Raw genomic sequence first — 17938 nt, forward strand, 5'->3', positions numbered from 1 at the left:
TTCTTTCCTAACTTACTTTAAGAGGGGCATCTATGACTTCCTCAATCCCAAGACGAATAACATTTTCTTCCCCAACCTGATTTTTCCACTCATCAATATCGCTCAGATAGCGCTTATAGCGATACCAGTTTTCATCATCTGGGCCATTGCTTAACAGATAGGCTCTCGGATGCGTATCCAGGTTAAATTTTTGATCCCGAAAAACATTCTGCTTAGCTAAAAAGAGTAGGGCTTCCGTTGTTCCAATTGTAGCAACCTCATGCGGTGTCAACAATTCTCGGCCAATTTTAGAGTTCTGTTTAGAACTGCTGCCATTCCGTCCCCTGCTCTCACTATAATTCTGATCATTTAAAGTCTGCTTACCAGATCGTTCAGATAAATACTTGAGCGTATCTAAGTCATTAGACCCCAAATAGAGAATAGAACCACAATTATTGATAATTGTCTTCGTATTCTCTTTCCCGTATAATACTTCAATCTGACTTTGAGATTGAACCATCATTTTAATAGAGATTTCCCGAGACCGAATAACAGAGATGATGGGTGGTAAATTAGGAATCTTCCCAATCTGGCCAAACTCATCCGCCCATACCTGGACATGTAATAAGTCTTTCTTAATCTTTGTTGGATGCTCACCTAGCAAGATGGCATCTGCAGTCTTCATCATCACATCAAAGAGTGTACTGAATAGCAACGCTGATAAGAACTGGTAGGCAGGATCTACTTCTGGAATATGAATGAAGACAGCAGTCTTTTCTATATTCCATTTTTCAATCTCCAGCGTGTCCTTTTCAATAATCTTTCTCAGCTGTTCATGATCAAATACTGAGAAAGTGGTCGCAAAAATAGCATAGACAGAAGCCCTTGTCTGACCATCAAAGTTTTTATTAAACAAGCTCCACTGCCTGCAGGCATAATTACCCGGCCATCTTCTTTCCAAATCTTCAAACATCAATTCAACTGGACTTTCCGCCTCTGGATGATTTCGTCTCAACTCCCGAATCATATCCGTTACCTGACCTAGGTTTGGCATATAGTGATCTAACTGTCTATCAAAATAGAGATAGCCGATTAAAGAACGCATCAGAAGCTTATTGGCCGCCGGCCAGAAAGGATCGCTTTCATGACCATTTCTGTTTAGCGACTCTGTAATGGCCTCTGACACTCGATCTATATCCATTTCATTATGGATATATTTGAATACATTAAAGCCGTCTGAATTCAGGAAAGTAATCAAATCAAAGATTTTTATCTTATATCCTTTTTCTACAAGGGATTTCCCCGTTTCATGAATCAAAATCCCTTTGGTATCTGTCGTCACAAAGCTAGAGTTCCCTTGTAAAATATTCGGTTTAACAGCGCTTCGAGTCTTTGAATCCCCCGTACCTCCATAAACTAAGACATTCTTATTAATCTGATTTTCATAGCTCAATCGGCTATTAAATAGTCCCATCTGACTATTCTGTGTAAAGATCATATTCTTTTCAGGCTCTGCGTCTCGGAAGCGCATCAATTCGTCTTTCGTCGCAAAACGTGCCGACCCATGCTCCTCCCCATACCTGTACGTGCCTGTATCAGATACCCTCAAATACAGTAGAAAAGCAATCAAAAATCCTCCTAAGCCAGCCAGCAAAGATGCCGGGGTAAACTGAAAATCAAACCAAGCTTTATCTCCTAAATGATCACTCATCCAGTTAATCTTTCCCAATCCAAATATATCCTTTACTGGATCTGTAGCTGGAGCTAATAGCCAAAGCTTAAAGAGCCAATGAAAAAGATAGAATAAGCCAATTCCTAATAACAAATACGGTCTAAATCGCCGTTTCTTTTTTTCTGTAATCACTTCACTTTTCCTCCAATATGGGGTTCAATGTTTTCTGGAAGGACAAATTCCTTGGTATGAATCTTCACCTGCAGAGAATGAATTTTTTCTTGTTCAACCGCCTTGAAATGCTTTAATTTCTCTTCAAAAGAGGTAGTTTTCCCATTTTTAAGGTTCCGCTCATTGAAGCCTTTGGGATCTCTTGTGATACCTTCTAGGACATCCTTAAAAGCTTGCTCCACTACCCCCTTATCTTTTGCGTTGAAAGCAAGGGTTGTCTTACCGTCCGGGTGGGTATAAAAAGAAAAGCCAATCCCGTATTGGCCTAGTTCTTTCCGAACCGCCTCGAGATTGACTTCATTTTGTAGTAATTGCTGGACTTCTTTGCTATCCGCTGTTGCCATGAATTTATTCCAGTCTGCCTCACCGGTAAAGTGGGTATTTTCACCTTTGAACTGGTAGATCTCCACTACTTTAGAGCATACCAGGAAGAGACCCTTTAAAAGCACCTCTCCTGTCACAAGAGTTGCCCGTCCTAACTGGGCTACCACTTGTTCTTGTTCCATTTTAGCTCACCTCATCAATTATGAAATAAAGATCCTTCAGTTTAGCAGCTTGGGCTTCCTTAGCAAGAATCTTCTGCTGCAGTTCATTGATTCTGTTTTGGCACTCCACAATCTCTTCATTCGCCTCGCTGATAAAATCTTCGTTAGAATGAATTTTATTTTTGATAGATTGCTTATAAGTGATTGTCTGAACCTCAAAGCTATCAATAACCTCTGAGGTCATATCCACTGTAGTTGTATGAGAAAGTGGAAAAGAAGGCTCAATAGGGCGCTTAACTTCTTGTTTATCAGGAATCTTTGAGATTCCTTCCTGGACAGATTTTTCAACGACAGGTACCGCTTCTTGTGCAGGTTTATCTTGTGAAGCCTCTACTTGTTCGTCCTTTACTCCCTCTTCTTCAGCATCCAATCGACTAAAATCATCCGTAGTCCATTCAGAAGAAGTTCCTGAAGCTTCATTTTGCGTTTCAGACTTTTCAGGTTCCGAATTGCCTGTCACCAACTTGGCAATCCTATCACGTTCAAGATCCGCTTCTTGCGCTGTTACATTATTTTTGTCCTCTGGATCTAAGTGTTGCTTAGACTTAGAGGACTTCTTTTTATGCCTCGCCAAAAAATCAAGTAGCCCTTTCTTTTTCTTCCGACCACTTGTACCAAAATTTTCCAGCAACTGATCAATAATTCCCACAAAAGGAATCGTCAAAGTCAGCTCTTGTAAAATTTCACCGTCGGAAGATAAAGAGTAGAGCAGATAACTACCATTTATGTTATTGCTCTTCATCCGCTCATTGATGATTTCAAGTTTAGAGAGAAGATCATCTCGATTTTCAAAGTCTTCTTCTTGTTTCGTTAGTTGGTTGATAATTTTATACATGGTTCACTCCTTGATTAGTTGATTGTGCTGGAAGGATTAGCTCCTTCATTTCCTGATAAGATAGGCCGCTTTCTTCTGAAAGAGCAACGAAAAGCTGAGCTTCCATATCCTTTTCCTGAGCTATGCACTTTTTGATTTTGTGATCTGCGTCTTCTTTTTGTTGTTGCGCTTTGGCTTTATCTTTTCTGATTTTGTCAAGCTTATTTTCTAGTTGAGTTATTTTCTTATTCATCTAATTCTCCTTATTGACTACTAGACGAGGAGGTTTGATCAGAAGAGGTAGCCGGAACTAAGCTAGAACTGCTAGTATCTGTATAGGTTCCAATCCCCTGCCCCCTGGCTTCAGCCAACACGATTGGCTCAATATTATTGATTAATAGCTTCCCGTCTTGTTCTACATAGGTCAGCCGGATAGTGACCTTAGTTGTTCCAGTAATCCCCTTAGAATCTCGGTTATCTTTTTCCGTTAAGGTTGTACTAGTGTATTGAACCTGAGCCAAAACAATTTTATGCTCTTTGTCAATATATATAGAACCTGATTCAAAAGCTTGGTCAACCACATACCCTTTATAGGTCTGGTTAACTGGCTTTTGTTCTTCTTGAATGGCTTCCTGATACATTGATTCAGTCATAAAAGGCTTATATCGTGGTCGGTTTTCTTCCAAATCCTTCTTAGTATAGTAAGCGATTAGAAAATCTTTGACCTGTTTTTCAGAAAGAGAAGCTTGCTTCTGCTCCTTTTCTTTTTTATGTTGTTTTACCTGTTCCTGCTTCTGGCCATTATGTGTGAAATTCTGTTGCACCTGTGCAACAGAATAGCCCAATAAAATACAGAAAACAGCACCGGCTCCTATAAGGATGCCCTTTGCTAGTTTGATTAACTTTTGATTATACATTCTTTTCCTTTCTTATTTAGGGGTTACAAAATAGATACCTGATTGTGGTGTTAAGGTGCGCCAATTCATGACATATAAACCACCATAGTTCATTTCTGAAACGAGGAAGCTGCCATCACTATTGACATACTCACAAAACGCAACATGACCATAAATAGGTGATGAGCCAGCTACACCAGGCATAAAGACAACTGCAGAACCTGGCTTAGGGGTCGTTGAGATTTCATATCCTTGAGCTCGGCCACTATCAACCCATTGGTTAGAATTACCAAGATAAGGATACAGTTGAATCCCAATCTGTTTGAAGCGATTATAGACGTACCATGTGCAGTTTCCTAGTGCATACGCATTGCCTGGATAACCTAGACCTGGTAAAATTGCTTGGTCAGTAGGAAGCCCATGAGGAAGTTTATCTTTATATTCTGCTGGAACTTGCTTACTAGAAATTCCTGTAGAACCTCCCTTATTTTTTAAGAAATTCAACCATTGCCGTGCGGCTGATTGCCTTTCTAAGAGCTTGTTTCCTGGAACTCCTAGCCAGGAGCTCAAAAAGTCCTCTGTGAGTGCTTCTACAGATCCAGTTGAAGTGACAACTCTTCTAAAAGCTGCCCGTCTAGTTGGGTCATCACCCTCCAACAAGAACTTAGTTTGAACCTCTGCAGACCAAATATCTCCATTCATAGCTTTGGCAAAGTTCCACAGTGCAAGAGAACGGGGACCCGTGAATTGACCAATCCCAATCCCGATATAATGCAAACCATTGACCATGTAGCCCCCTTCATTTAGATGCCAGGTTGGATACATGGCTTGAAAAGCCCCCCCAGTTCCCAACAAGATTTTCAGCAGTTGGCTCTTTTGCCACCTTATCAAACTGGTTATTCGTCAAGTAGTCCGTTTCATACCGTTTAAAAGTAATGGAGCTTTCAATATCAAAGCCCCCCAAAACAGCTGCAATACCTTCATCTGTTGCCCCTGGAACATTCTTTTTGATCGAATCCGCAAAGGCTCTGGCACGCTTCCCTTTGTCTCCAGATGTTTCAATATCACTGACAACCGACGTTGCTTGCGTGTATTCTACATGCTGGAAGTAAAATCCGACATTGACATACGTCCAGCTCTTCTTCACCTTTCCGTCTTTATCTTTCTGGTTGGCTCGATCAGGTTCTAGTTTTTGGTAGTAGACGGTTTGATTTCCTTGAGTAGATACCTTCCCAATAATTTCACCAGCCTTGACCTGATCACCTGTTTTATAACGAATCGTATCTACATTCTTATACAGAAACTTGGAATCCTGATCGCTGATTTCTACATCATTTCCTTTGACTTCCACTTTCCCGTCTAAAACAGCAAGTAAGGTTTGTCCACCGGAGGCCTGTAAAACAGATCCATTAAAGACTTCCGTTTTATTTTTGTACCCAAAGCGCTCAATAATCTGAATAGGATTCTGTGCTTCAGGTTGATCATCCTTATAAAACGGATTCTCCAGTTCTTGCAGTAGCATATATTTTCCACTATCTCTAGCAATTTCTAAGAGTTGTTTATATTCTTCTAGCTCGTCCTTATCCAGTTTATAAAGATTATTTTTGGTATAAAGCTCTTCCATTGTTTTAAGATTATCTTTATCTCCATTCAAATCTTTCCATAAGGCATCCAAATACGTTTTTCCTAGAGTGTTTTTTGAAAAATATTTATTGCCGTCTATCTGCAGCTTATCCGTAATCTCATCATACTTATAATTCAGGTACAAGAGTGGATCGTCAATCTTTGTCCAATAATCCACCTTATCATTAGATTTTTCACGATCCAATTTTGAAAGATACAACCAGGTATCATTCATATCAAACTCATCTTGCCGGGTAATCCCTGAGCTTCCAATACCAAGTATGGCCAGAAACAAAAGCAGAGCAAAAGCAATCACATAGGCCTTTAAGCTAAACGGGTTCTTAATAATCGCCTTGACCGGCTTAGCACCAACACGATAAGCCTTTCTGGCCTTCTTACCAGCCTTACCTACTTTGGAGCCAGCCAAGCGTTTCTTGTAAGCCTGAATACGACGAGCCAGCCTGCCTTCCCAGGAAAATTCTTTTGGAGTACGGATAAAGCCACGACCTCTCGCCTTGTTATAAAGTCTATTTCCAAGGCTATAGCTAGATCTAACAGTTCCTTGCCCAAGCTTGCCACTGTACTTCCCAATCGTTTTAACTCGCCTGCCCTGAATCTGGACATCCTGGTACTGATACTTAGCTCGTGCTATATCTGAGAGTGTATCATCCTGATACGCTGCAGAGCTTGCTTGTTGACTGGTGCTTCGTTCTACAGCCTGTTTAGCAGCACGAAACAACTTCTTCTTCCGTGATCCCCCATTAGCCTCTTGAGCAACTTTAAAAGTTTTCTTAGAGGCTTTTTTCTCTAGCTTTGCCTTATCCAGTTCCTGCTTGAGAAAAGCCTGCTTCTTGATCTCCTCTGGATGAAGAGCCTTACCTTCTTTTCCAAGCTCTTTGCCTTGTCTCTGGATATTCCTGTACTCTTTTCGGATTTTCTTAACATTAGCCTTAGAAGCTCGGAATTGGCTATGACTCTTTTTTACCAACTGGCGCTTAGAGCGGGTTTGAGATTGTAGCTCACTCATCTGCTTAGCGCTATCTTGCTGCACAGTTCGATAATTATTCCGAACTGTTTCTAGCTTCTGATCCAGTCTATGACCGATTGTCTTTGGTCTGCCTTTTTCCTGATCCATAATCAGCCTCCTAAGCGTCCGTTGCGACTAAATCATAAAGCTTAGTATGCTTAGGTATCGGATTTTCGAATGGTACGACAACTGGTCCAGCTACAATCAATCCGGTACCTTTAGCTTTTGGTCGAGCTAAATAGCGGATCTGTTTATCTGTCAGATTGACAATCTCTTTTAAGACAGACAAATCCTGTGGCTTTTGTTTGAGCAGAATCATAAATTCACTGTTAGAGAGAAGCTTTCGACCTTCTTCAACAGCAGCTAGCGTTTCTACGTTCTGGGTAATTCCCGTTGGAATAGCTCCATATTTCCGAATCCGTGAATACAATGTAGTAAAGAAATCTGCTTGTGCCTTGTTTTTAAATAGGATTTGCATTTCATCAAAGTAAACCCAAGTGGTACGTTTCCCTTGATTTTCGACAATTTGATTCCAAATGTAATCCTGAATAACCATCAAAGCAAAGGGCTTCAGCTTATGTGACAATTTCTTCAGGTTAAAGATAACAAAGCGATGATTGAGATCCACGTTAGTATGATGAGCAAAAATGTCTTGAGAACCAGTTGTATAGGTTTCTACTGCAAGAGCTAGATCCTGAGCTTCTTCCTCCTTCTGCTCCTTCAAGACCTGGTGCCACTCTTTTAACGTTGGCGTATAATCATCAGTCAAATAGCGCTCATAGGTCAAGCCAGTTACCCGGTCAATAATCCCAATCTGGGCATCTGTCACCTCAGATAGAATGGATTCAAACAAGCCCATCAGCAAATTCGCTTTGTCCCCGATTGGATCATCATCTTCCTCAGCCAGCCGATCTAGATCTGGCAAATCCAAGAGATTGATATGAGTTTTTGAGCCAATCGAAATATCCACCATCTGCGCCCCAAAAGATCGGCCAATATCCGAGTATTCATCTTCTGGGTCTACGATGATGACTCGATCTTCTGGGTATTTCAGCAAAGTCGGAATGACTTCACCACCTTTGATTGTTGTGGATTTACCAGATCCGGCAGTTCCCAGCACAACACCAGAACCTGTATTCAGATCACGTTTCCGATCTAGCGTGATGATGTTATTGGACAGCTGATTTTGACCATAGTAGCGAGCCAGTGGGCTATCCGACTTTAAGTCTACGTTGGTAAAGGGTACCTGAGTCGCAATGTTAGCGGTCGTCATTTTCCGCATGAAATTTTTCTTAACATTCAGGAAGCATTCCCCAATAGGTAGAATCGTATTTAGAGCCTCTTCCTCGTAATAATATAGATCTTCAAACTCTACCCCTAGTTTGCGGCCAGCACGTTTAATCTTCTGCTCGTTGCGTTCCAGCTCTTCTAGGCTATCCGCCTTAAAGTAGACTGCAATCAAGCCAGAGAAGATTTTCTGATCATATTCAGTAATCTCATCTCGCCACTTCTTAGTAGCTTCTGAGATTTCTTGGTCACGACCTGCAACCACCGCATCATCAAAGATACCGGATTGAGCAGCTTTCCGCTTAGAGCGAAGTTTCCCGATTTCAGCATCTGTTTCCGCATCATCAATCTTCCCTAAGATTTCGACATTCTCATAGGGCTCTGCATGGATTGTAATAGCCAGCTCCAGCCCAAGTGTTGTCAAATCCCGAATGAGACGATCGGACATCCAGTTAGGATAGCGGCGTGCATAGAGCACCTTGCACCATCGATCATCTATGACCATCCGTTTTTCCTGAAATTCAATTCGGTTTGGAGCAATAAATGATTTCGTTGATAACCCAGATAAAGCAATTTCTTTGTAGTCAAAATTGACATACGGATTATCTCGTAACAGTTCAGAAAAGACTTTTAGTCGATCCAAACCGTCCATTTCCTTAAATGTAATATCGGATTCCTGAAACTGAGTTCCCAAAGCTACCCCAATATCCTGTAAGAGAAGCTGAGCTTGCTTGCGATCATCAGCATCCGTTGAAACAGTTATATACTTATGCACCTCAAAGTTATTAGCATGAGTCGTAAACCGTTCCTTGATCATCTCGTTCAGTTCCTCACGATAGTCATCGAATCCATCGTTCGTTTCTTCAAACAAGATATTTTGTAAGGAATTGTCAGATACTCGGCGGTTAATCACTAAAAGTTGATAGTTACTGCCTTCATCCAGTAAATTAAGAGCATCCATCGTTGTATCAATAATGCCTTCTTTTTCATCTTGTTGAGCTGTCGAGTAAGAGGCATCTCCCAGCTTAAAGCTGCGAGAATACTTCTCACGGGCAATGTGCATTAGTCCGTCTTCATGCAGTGTAGTATAATTGAGCGTATTTTGCGTGGTCGGTTTCATTTGCCGGCGCAAGCGTTCAATTTTTTTCTTTTCTGCGATTTCTAGTTTTTCTCTTTTGCTTTTGAATAAACTCATCTTTTGTATAAATTCCTACCTTTCCAAAGTTAGTTTCGTAATTTCGAGTCTGAATTCGGAAAAAGAAATTGATTTTTTCTTTAATCCGCATTCGCTTGGTCATTCCCATACCGTACATTCCCCCAGGAACTACAAAGAGAGCATCCCAGAGATAAATGTACCAATCAGGTAGACCAAGAAAATATATAACAACTGTCCCTGCGACAGCTATTGCTAAACACAAATAGAAGACCATCATTCTACCGGTTAGACCGAATAGAATTGGTCTATCTTCTGTTTCAAATTCTCTTAAAAATTCTGAACCTATTTTTTTCAACTATTTTCCTTTCTTATTTTTTAAAAAATCCTACACCCCTAGAAGCTGTTTGGCTTTTCGACTGCTTCCGACAATCGCAAAAATATATATAGCCCCTTTGGCGATTGATGAGAAGGCAGTCCCCCAACTTCCGCTAGCTCCTGAAGCAACTTTTAACATATCTGTAGTAACTAAACTATTATATACAACAGATACTACAATTAGAACAACTCCAATAAAGGCAGAAGCCGCAAAATATTTCAGGAAGTTAATCGTAACAGAGCGTAAAGAATCCATCATAAAGAACGCTACTAATAATGGTGCCAAGGCTTTGAGCATATATAAATCTAAATACCGTAAGAAGATGATAATTCCAAGCGTAATATTGGCAATAAATTCAGTTAAACCACCAACTAGTCCAAAAATCATTTTTTCAAACCAGCCTTTGACAGCTCCTTGTGCGTATTGATATTTATCAAGTTGTGAGGGCACTACATGAGCAATCACCTTCACAACAACATTAAGTAGCTCCAGAATGGCATCGCAAATCTGGGATGAGGCTGCAATCAAGATGAGAGCAAATAGATACTTCATCAAGGCTTCTAACCAAATCTTTTGAGTCAGAGCTCCGCCTCTTGTCTTTACCATTTGTGACCAAGATGCCATTTCAAACCAGAAAAAAAGACCTAGAAGGATATACCCAATAGGTCGGACAGCATCGGCCATCATGGTTACAGCTTGGTTAGTACCAGAACTGTAATTGGCAAGAGAACTAGTTAGCTCCCCGATGTTTAAATTCATAGGCCACTCCTAAAATTTTAACTGAGACAAAGCTGCAACAATTGCGGCCGCAATCCCTACAGAAACAACGGCCAAGAATGTACCATTCGTCATAGAATCAGCACCATCATCTTGACGTTGCTTGTCTTTATTCTTTCTTCCTTGAATGTAGTCAACTGAACCATTCCAGATCCAAATAAGACCTGTAATTGTTCCGACTACGCCTAGACCAGTAATAATTTTTGTAATAATTTCCATTTCGATTTTACCTCTTTAATTTCAATTTTTTAAAACAAAAAGCACTGTAGAATTTCTACAGTGCTTAACACCATTCTATTTTTAAAGTTAATCAAATTCCTCACGATAAATCGTTCGAAGAGTCGCTACAAGAAGAGCCAGAATAATCATAATTGGAACTTCGATACCTGGATAAGGTAAGAAATTAGTTCCACCTGCAGGAATTGGAAATTCACGAACTGTACCATTAATCCAAGCACGTTGAACAAAGCCCATAACATGAATTCCATACCACCGGAAAATATCATCTCCTACTGAAGGACTGACCCAGTGTAAGACATCAATCAAGAGCCAGAAAGGTAAAAGCAGAGTTAATCCAACACAGCATTTAGCTACTATCCAAAGAACAATAACCCCAAAGACTGATTTTATGAAATTTATACACCACAGTACGATATATAAAGGAGCCGTAAATATTCTAATGATGGCTACCCACAACCAAGAAAAATCACTCCCAAATTTCATAATGCTTCTCCTTCACGATTTACCGTCATTATACCATAAAAATAGATTAATTTAAAGGGACTTAAAGCTTTCTAAGCCTCTTTTTTCTTACGTTTGCCATAGACTAAGCCAGCAGCACCCGTCATTGCCAAACCAGCCAGCAGCAATTCTGCAGAAGCATGTTCCCCTGTTGCTGGCAAGCTCCGTTCTGTCGTAACAATTGGTTGTTGAGGACGACCTTCAGGAGTTTTTGGTTCCGGTTTTGGTTCTGGATTTGGTTTTGGAACCTGATTAATGATCGTTGGTGTTTCATACAGCTGACCAAAATCAATCTGATAAGCTGTATTCTGATACTCGCCACCTTTTTTCGCAAACTCTTTCTTGATCTTCATTGGAACTCGTAAGGTAATGACCTTTCCAGTCTTAACATAAGATTCAAAGAAAGCTTCCGGATCATCTGCGCTAAAGACTTGAATGGCACCCTTCGGAGATTTGTTCTTAGCTTTAAATGCTTTTTGAACCTCTTCTGGTGCTTCTGCCAGGCTGGAGTAAATCTTAGAAGAAAGTCCTTTAACTTCTTTTCCGTCTTCATCCAGCATCTGAATTCCTGACTGATCAATGTCCAGTGCTTCTTCTGGGAAGTCATCCACCCCGAAGAAACCTTTTTTGATAAAGGACTTATCCGGCTCAATTCCCTTATATTTAGAATAGTCCAGCTTCACTTCATAGTAGTTGACAGTATCTGGAGTCAAGGTCTTGCCATTGATCACCGTACCAGCCTTATCCTTATTAACCTTGTCTGGTTTTGGAATAGAAACATGGTTCTTCACAATATTTGAGTAATACCCATTTCCAAACTGGATCTGATGCACCTGGTTTTTGTACTCGCCAGTAAAACCAGCTTTATTTTTCATCGGGGTATGGAAGTACAAATCCATCCCTTTCTTAACATAGGCCTGATAGAATTCTTCTGGCCTCTCAGCCGTCCACATATAGAAAGCTCCTGTTGGAGAAATACCAGAATCTTCTACCATCTTCTTCAGTGAACCAGTCAAAGAATCTTTAGAAAGCACATGGTACATTTTAAGCCCATTTACTTCCTTGCCTTCGGCATCCCGAACCTTGAATTGGCCTTCCAGTGGATTTACCGCCTCGTCTGGATAGTCCTCAATGAAGCCAAAGCCACGTTGAATCGCTTCCTTGGCAGATTGGTCGCCTTTGTACGGAAGATTAGTCATTTTAGAAATGTAGTGATTGGTCGCTTCAGGAGCCATTGCCTTTCCGTCTACGATTTTACCTTCGGCATTATAATTATGCTTTTCAGGTTGAATGGCAGTACGATTCGGATCTTTCGGATTGTTTGGATTCTTAGGATCCGGATTCTTTTTCCCTGGTGTTGAGATTTTCACGATATTACTCTTTCGAGCATAACCGCCCTTATCCTTGCCGCCATTTACTACCAGCTCAAAGCCGTTTACATAGTCGGCCGCATCATTCTGCGGTCTTCCCCAATAAACGAATGGAGCAATCTTATAAGCCTTGCTTAGATCACCATTAACTGCTCTGAGTAAAGATTCCGTAGCTTTAATTGTTAATTTATTGTTTTGATCAAAGCTAATATTCCAATTTGGATTATCCTTCTTGATCAAATCGACTTCAGGTTTAAAGCCACTTGGAGTCGGATCACCCGCCACCAGATTAGTTGTATGTGGACGACCAGCAGGAAGAGCTTCTACGTTGAGAATCCATTTATTCAGACTGTTTTTAGCCACATATTTCCCATCAATATCCACACCATCCGCATTCTGGACAGATTTTTTAATCTGTGGTTGCGCTGACAACTTGTAGTCGTTGTAATGTACCGTTGGCGGCTGTGGTTTCTTTGGAACTTTTTCTTCCGGTTTTGTTTTTGGCTTAGGAGGCAATGCTACCGTCTGCAAATTCAACTCAGAAGGCTTTGGAGTTTCCGGAGTAAATGGCTTCAGTGGTTTAACCTTATTTGGGCTTGGAGGAGTAACTGATGTACTCTTAAAATCAGTATTAAATGCAAACCATTGCGAAACAATTCCACTTTCCTGACCGTTTGTTTCAACACCGAAACTAAATCTGATTCGTTTATCTGTCGAAACAATCCCAGCACCTTTATACGCGTAGGGACTGTCTTCTCTGTCCCATGGTTTGTCTAAGCCTAAAGCATCCAAATCTTCCAAATTGGCTTTAGAATAAACCAAATCACCATAACGAGCAACCTTAGATCCGTTAATTGGAATGAACTTATCATCAGAAGAAATACGAGCATATTCAACGTGTGATGTTCCTTCACCGTAAGAGTTCATGGAAGCAACCGAATAAAGGAATGGTTTTCCTTTTACTGGAAGAATTTCCTTTCCATCTTCCCCAAAATATCGAACCTCTACATCAAGTTCATAGCCTTCCTTGCCTGCCAAAGTACCTGCCAAAATAGTTGAAGTAGGATTCCCTTCAAAATTCAAATTGATCTTACCATATTGGCTATTAGCCTTTTTAGCCGTATATTGGAATTCGGCGGCTACAATTTTTTTACCGTCATAGGAACCAGACAATCCCTCATATCGAGCAACTGCTGTTTGTCCTACCGCAAGACGACCTAGGATGCTACCGCTGGTTGCAGAAGTCGCTTCTTTAGCATCTTTAGTAACCAAATTATCCCAATTAGTACCAATCACATTAAAGACATTACCGCCTTTTGCATCAACCTGTTCCCAGTATTTCTTCTGAGAAATAAATTCTGCTCCCTTAACACTCACAAGTTTGGCATTCTTCGTATTTTCACGACCGAAAATCAAGAATTTTTTAATAACTTCAGTAGCGTAGCCATCCTTCGCCTTATTTTTTTCAGCTTCAGTTAATTCTTTTTCATAGCGTTTCTGGTCATCTATAATTTTTTGATTTTCAGCTGCAATCACTTTGTTTTCCGCATCCACTTTGTCTTTTGCTTCCGAGTTGCGTTTAGCAAGATCTTGAGCATCCTTCTTCACCTTAGCAGCATGATCCAAAATAGCTTGTTGATTAGATTTTTGGACAGAGAGCACAGTCTGCTTGTACTGATCATAAGAAATCTTGGAATTTGGGTCTACCGTAATGTTTTTCGGTGTTTCGGTGATTTTGGTATCTGGGAATTCCTTCTTCACCGCTTCCTTGCTCTTCTTTAACTCTTCCTGAGTCTTTTCAGCTGCAGCTTTCGCTTGGTCATATGCACCTTGAAGCGCTTGGTTCTCGGCTCTGATTACCTTGTTGTTAGAAATAGCTGTATCAGCTGCCTCCTTTTGAGCATGCTTTTTATCCACATAATCAGAAGTCGTTTGCTCAATTTGTTTCTGTTGTTCATTTTGAGCTGCCGCAATTTCAGATTGAGCTTGCTGCGTCGCTTCAAGATTCGTTGTTACCCCTTTGTCCACCGTGGCATCTTTTACCACGTTGACACCTTCTGCTTGAGCTTTAGCTACTGCCCCCTCAAGAGTTTCTGTGTTGTTAGACAAAGAAACAGAGCCGTCTGCTTGATTTGCTTGCTTGATAGCAGCTTGATTTTCAGCCGTTGGCGCTGGCTGGGTATCTTTCAAGTTAGAAGCGGTATTGGCAACAGCTACTGGTGTTGCATCCGTCACCTCATCCGCCTGCGCAATCTGAGCTGTTCCCATCAGGGCAGCTAAGCCAAGAATCACACCACAGGTTCCCCAACGTTTTGTTTTTCTGATAGACCCGTAGGCCTTTGTATCAAGATTTGATTTCATGATTTCTCCTTTAGTTTTTAATATAGTATTGGTTTTTATCTTGTTTCGATATAAGTCGAAGGAGCTCTTGCTCTAAAGCATACAATTTTCATTTCTTCCTCTTTCCAATTAAAAATTTCAATCGCTTTTCCATCTTTATCTGATCCTGATACTTGTCCGCTTTAACAAACACACCATCAGACTTTTTCAACAAATTCTTTAAAAACAATCTGACACCTCCAATTAAAAAGCCACCAAGAAATCTTGATGACTTTAGCCGAATTAATTTACCTCAGATTTTCGTTTGATTCGCAAGAAACTCAAAAGTGAAATGGTTACTACACCAAACAGCCCGAGGCTTGAAAGTTCTTCACCTGTTTTAGGCAAGCCAGTTGATCTGGACACAGCAGGAGCTTGATAAACCGGATTAGTAACTTTCGTTGCTTGATTCTGAACTTGACCTCGTACATAATCCACAATCTTACCATTTTGAACTACTGGAACCGGATTTCCTCCAGCCTGCTCAATACTTGCTTTTTGAGCGGCTAACTTTTCTTGATGCTCAGCTTCTTTTTGCGCTGCTAAATAAGCACGATAAGCAGATACCAGCTCTTTATGAGCTGCAACTACTTTGCTTTGAACTGCTTTTGCTGCTTCTAGTTTGGCTTGGGCTGCTTCAAGCACTGATTTCTTTTCTTTCAATACTTTTTGAGCAGTCGCAAGAGCAACTTTTGCTTTTTCTAAAAGCTGAGGAGCAGTCTGCAAGATTTCTACTCGTTCTTGTGATGCTTTCAAGTCATTTTGTGCTTCTTTAAGTGCTTTTTGGTGATTGGTAACGACTTCTTTCGTTCTACCAAGTTCAGCTTGTTTCGTTGCCAATACCGCCTTCTCAGCCATTAGAGCTTCATTCAATGTTTTGCGTTCAGCTTGTTTTTCGGCCAGCTTTTCTTTTGCTGCCTCAAGTACTTTCCGTTTAGTCTGAACATCCGCATTCAGTTGAGCCAACGCTGCTTGAGCGTCCTTATTTTCTGAATCAGCTTTTGCCAGTTCAGTTTCTGACTGAGCTAATTTTGCTTCCGCTGTGGGTGTTTTTAAGGCTGTGTTTTGAATAGCAACACGCTGAGCCACTGCTCTTTCAGCGGTAGATTTTGCCTCTTCGTAGGCTGACTGTGCTTGTGCCTTTTTCGCTTGTGTTGCATCATTAGCACCCTTTGCAGCAGTAAAGGTTGTCTGGGCTTGTGCTAGAGACTTTTGAGCAGCTTTAATTTGACCCTCGATGCTAGCCACGTTGTTCTTCGTGTCAATCTTAACATCCTGATGCAGTCGATTTTTCAGCAAATCAATTGTTTTAGAGTCTGTTCCAACATAGTGCATAGCTACTAACCCACGATCCAGCTTCCGAGTTGCTACACCGATATACTGCAACATGACCGACTCCCGATCCAGCCCTGAAAAGTTTAGTGCATGACCCCAATCAGCATGCTTATCGTAAAACATCATCATAACCAGATTATTGTAAGCTTGTTGTTTCAGATCAGCTAGTGTCACTTCACCACTTGGGCTTTGATACCCAATATTCTCCGAGAGCAAGCCTTGATTCCCTTGAACAAGTCCGACTTCTTTAGCGGCAGTATTTAAAGCATCCTGATCATGTCCGTATTGATTAGTAGACAGCTGAGTCGCTTTTTGAGCGACTTTTTGCATATCTCGATTCACCAGAACTGGAATATCATCCGTTCCCATCAACCGGCGGAAATCATTGATCAGTTGAGCATTAAATGCAGCCAATGCTTCTTGAACCTCAGTTGATAAATTATTGACATCGGAAATCAGCACCTTCTTATCAGCTTCGCTTGGTTTAAATGGAGAAGCTGGATTGCTATAATAAGTCTTACCTCCATCAGGCGAGCTAAAGCCAGCAGCAATCATGCCTTTCTTGGCGATTTCTTGTAGTTTATTTGAATTTTCTTCCGTAGGATTGTTGAAGTAGGCTTTTAAAGCTTCCGCATATCCTGCAGGATAGGTGATAGAGCTGGTTTTCAAACTATCCAGCAGACTTTGAGTCTTGGATAGCTTCTCTTTAGCAGCTTGATACCGATCTTCGGTTTGATCCGCCTGTGCAGTTGCTTGAGCTAATGTCTGTTCTTTCGTCAGCTTATCTGCTTCTGTAGCTCTTACCTCGCTTTCAGCACGGTTCAATTCGGAAGCACGTCGAGCATCAGCTTGTTTAGCAGCCGTTAATTCTGTTTGAGCTTGTGAAACTGCCTCTTTGCTGGCTTCTAAGTTGTTTTTGGCAGTTTCAGCTTTGGCAACAACGTCTGCAGCTCCAGTCCCATCTAGAATGGCCTGCTTTTCAGCAACGACCTGCTCTGCAGCTGTCACTTCTCCCTCTTTTCCAGCAAGCTTGCTTGTAGCTTCGGTAACTTTCGCTTCCTGATCAGCAACACTTTTTTCAGCTTGCTTTTGTGTAGCTTCCGCAGCTTTCAACTCATCTTGAGCTTGCTTCTCAGCACCCTCTTTTGTGGCTACACTAGCTTTTGCCTGCTGGATATTTTCAGGCGTAGCTTCCTTAACAGTTTCCTCTGCCTGAGTAACCGCTACTGTAGTGTCCTTGACTGCATTTTCGGCAACAGTCACCTCTGTTTGAGCCACGTTTGTAATTTCCTCTTGAGATTTAACAGCTGAGTCCGCATTATCAACTTGTGCTTGTGAGATAGCAACATCAGCTGCTGTTATTGCTTCTTGATTAGTTCCCTGCTGTTCGCTACCCAAAATTGGCTCTAAAGGTTTCACCTCTTCTGCAAGAACTTGATTAGTTGCACCAACAGCTCCTGTTAAAATAGCACTAGTTAACACAACTTTCTTAACTTCATTCATGATTTCCATTTTGTTCTCCTTTTTGATAATTACTTAAAATATTGCTTATGTGAATAGTCTTCTAGTTCTCGTGAAATATCACCGGAAACTCGCATCAATGCAAAAGTCACATAGACCAGAATAACCGATACTAGAAGAATAACTGAAAATATTAGTTGGATAATACTCATTTTTTCCCCTTTTCATAACATCACCTATCTGCTTTCAGCAACAAAGAAAGATTTCCT

The 17938-nt window shown here is 40.9% G+C and carries 14 protein-coding genes; all 14 read right to left on the reverse strand.

Features of this window, described 5'->3' with window-relative positions:
* Window positions 1-7 precede the first annotated feature (7 nt).
* Window positions 8-1843: a VirD4-like conjugal transfer protein, CD1115 family gene (locus FZ952_RS07130; RefSeq protein ID WP_148881140.1), complete on the reverse strand. Its 1836-nt coding sequence runs from the start codon at window positions 1841-1843 to the stop codon at window positions 8-10.
* Complete coding sequence (locus tag FZ952_RS07135) at window positions 1840-2388, reverse strand: DUF3801 domain-containing protein (protein ID WP_148881141.1); 549 nt, start codon at window positions 2386-2388, stop codon at window positions 1840-1842. Before FZ952_RS07135 ends, FZ952_RS07130 begins: the two co-directional genes overlap by 4 nt.
* Window position 2389: 1 nt before the next feature.
* Window positions 2390-3262: a hypothetical protein gene (locus tag FZ952_RS07140; RefSeq protein ID WP_148881142.1), complete on the reverse strand. Its 873-nt coding sequence runs from the start codon at window positions 3260-3262 to the stop codon at window positions 2390-2392.
* Window positions 3255-3494 carry a hypothetical protein gene (locus FZ952_RS07145; RefSeq protein ID WP_148881143.1) on the reverse strand — a complete coding sequence of 80 codons (240 nt, stop codon included), beginning with the start codon at window positions 3492-3494 and terminating at the stop codon, window positions 3255-3257. The genes FZ952_RS07140 and FZ952_RS07145 overlap by 8 nt, the downstream gene beginning before the upstream one ends.
* A 10-nt stretch (window positions 3495-3504) precedes the next feature.
* Window positions 3505-4158, reverse strand: a complete 654-nt coding sequence (locus FZ952_RS07150; protein ID WP_148881144.1) for a hypothetical protein — start codon at window positions 4156-4158, stop codon at window positions 3505-3507.
* A gap of 12 nt (window positions 4159-4170) precedes the next feature.
* On the reverse strand, window positions 4171-4962 hold the full coding sequence (locus tag FZ952_RS11815) for a phage tail tip lysozyme (RefSeq protein ID WP_262366344.1): 792 nt from the start codon (window positions 4960-4962) through the stop codon (window positions 4171-4173).
* The gene (locus FZ952_RS07155) at window positions 4937-6895 is read right to left on the reverse strand and encodes a M23 family metallopeptidase (protein WP_262366345.1); all 1959 of its coding nucleotides are present in this window, start codon (window positions 6893-6895) and stop codon (window positions 4937-4939) included. The genes FZ952_RS11815 and FZ952_RS07155 overlap by 26 nt, the downstream gene beginning before the upstream one ends.
* Before the next feature lie 10 nt (window positions 6896-6905).
* Window positions 6906-9269: a VirB4-like conjugal transfer ATPase, CD1110 family gene (locus FZ952_RS07160; protein ID WP_148881145.1), complete on the reverse strand. Its 2364-nt coding sequence runs from the start codon at window positions 9267-9269 to the stop codon at window positions 6906-6908.
* Window positions 9211-9585, reverse strand: a complete 375-nt coding sequence (locus FZ952_RS07165) for a hypothetical protein (RefSeq protein ID WP_148881146.1) — start codon at window positions 9583-9585, stop codon at window positions 9211-9213. Before FZ952_RS07165 ends, FZ952_RS07160 begins: the two co-directional genes overlap by 59 nt.
* A 30-nt stretch (window positions 9586-9615) precedes the next feature.
* Window positions 9616-10365, reverse strand: a complete 750-nt coding sequence (locus FZ952_RS07170; RefSeq protein WP_148881147.1) for a conjugal transfer protein TrbL — start codon at window positions 10363-10365, stop codon at window positions 9616-9618.
* 9 nt (window positions 10366-10374) lie between these two features.
* Window positions 10375-10602: a hypothetical protein gene (locus FZ952_RS07175; RefSeq protein WP_148881148.1), complete on the reverse strand. Its 228-nt coding sequence runs from the start codon at window positions 10600-10602 to the stop codon at window positions 10375-10377.
* A gap of 87 nt (window positions 10603-10689) precedes the next feature.
* Complete coding sequence (locus FZ952_RS07180; RefSeq protein WP_148881149.1) at window positions 10690-11106, reverse strand: hypothetical protein; 417 nt, start codon at window positions 11104-11106, stop codon at window positions 10690-10692.
* Between the two features lie 71 nt (window positions 11107-11177).
* On the reverse strand, window positions 11178-14855 hold the full coding sequence (locus tag FZ952_RS07185) for an SspB-related isopeptide-forming adhesin (protein WP_148881150.1): 3678 nt from the start codon (window positions 14853-14855) through the stop codon (window positions 11178-11180).
* A gap of 261 nt (window positions 14856-15116) precedes the next feature.
* Window positions 15117-17720, reverse strand: coding sequence for an SEC10/PgrA surface exclusion domain-containing protein (locus FZ952_RS07190; RefSeq protein ID WP_148881151.1), 2604 nt, complete (start codon window positions 17718-17720; stop codon window positions 15117-15119).
* Between the last annotated feature and the right edge of the window lie 218 nt (window positions 17721-17938).

The sequence above is a fragment of the Streptococcus sp. Marseille-P7376 genome, assembly GCF_902460385.1.
In the GTDB taxonomy this organism is placed as follows: Bacteria; Bacillota; Bacilli; order Lactobacillales; family Streptococcaceae; genus Streptococcus; species Streptococcus sinensis.